General features: G+C 63.9%; 1 protein-coding gene. It reads left to right on the top strand.

The window, feature by feature from the left end:
* Positions 1 to 1,264 (top strand): aldehyde dehydrogenase family protein (locus tag EA473_RS21755; RefSeq protein ID WP_124197692.1); only part of this gene is annotated, 1,264 nt, incomplete at both ends.

The following is a 1,264-nucleotide window of genomic DNA, read 5'->3' as shown; positions in this document are numbered from 1 at the left end:
GAGATCGTCTCGAAGGAGTGTGGCAAGGAGATCTCGGAGGGGAAAGCCGACGTCACCGAAGCCTGGCACATGGTGGAGTGGGCGGCGGGCAACGCCCGTCACCCTCACGGCGACGTGGTTCCGAGCGAGGTCGCGAGCAAGGACGCCTACATGCGGCGCAAGCCCCGCGGCGTCGTCGGCTGTATCACGCCGTGGAACTTCCCGGTCGCGATTCCGTTCTGGCACATGGCGATCGCGCTGGTCGAGGGCAACACCGTCATCTGGAAGCCCGCCGAACAGACGCCGTGGTGTGGCCAGATCGTCGCGGAAATGATGGACGAGGCGGGTATTCCCGACGGCGTGTTCAACATGATTCAGGGCTTCGGCGACGCCGGTGCGGCGATCACCGACGACGAGCGCGTCGACACCGTCCTCTTTACGGGATCGGCCGAGGTCGGCCACGAAATCGCCGGCAAAGTTGGATCCGAACCCGGGAAGCTGGCGGCCTGCGAGATGGGTGGCAAAAACGGCATCGTCATCACGGAGGAAGCCGACCTCGACATCGCGGTTCACTCGGCGATCATGTCGAGTTTCAAGACGACCGGCCAGCGCTGTGTCTCCTCCGAGCGCCTGATCGTCCACACGGACGTTTACGACGAGTTCAAAGCGCGGTTCGTCGACATCGCCGAGGAGATCGCGGTGGGTGACCCCCTCGAGGAGGAGACGTTCATGGGGCCGGCGATCGAGGCCGATCACGTCGAGAAGATCCGCAAACACAACGACCTCGCGCGGAAAGAGGGGGCGGAGGTGCTGGTCGACCGATTCGAACTCGAGAACGAGGAAATCCCGGACGACCACGAGGAGGGCCACTGGGTCGGTCCGTTCGTCTACGAGATCGAGTACGACACCGACCTGCGCTGCCTGAAAGAGGAGTGTTTCGGCCCCCACGTCGCCTTGCTCGAGTACGACGGCGACGTCGAACGCGCCCTCGAGATCCACAACGACACCCCCTACGGACTCGCGGGTGCGATCATCTCCGAGGATTACCGCCAGATCAACCACTTCCGCGATCACGCCGAACTCGGGCTGGCGTACGCGAACCTGCCGTGTATCGGCGCGGAGGTCCAGTTACCGTTCGGCGGGGTCAAGAAATCGGGCAACGGCTACCCGAGCGCTCGAGAGGCGATCGAAGCCGTCACCGAGCGAACCGCCTGGACGATGAACAACTCCACAGAGATCGAGATGGCCCAGGGACTGTCCGCCGACATCGTCACTCGAGAGGAGT

This window comes from Natrarchaeobius chitinivorans, assembly GCF_003841505.1.
GTDB lineage: Archaea > Halobacteriota > Halobacteria > Halobacteriales > Natrialbaceae > Natrarchaeobius > Natrarchaeobius chitinivorans.
This window is presented reverse-complemented; position numbering and strand designations above follow the sequence as displayed.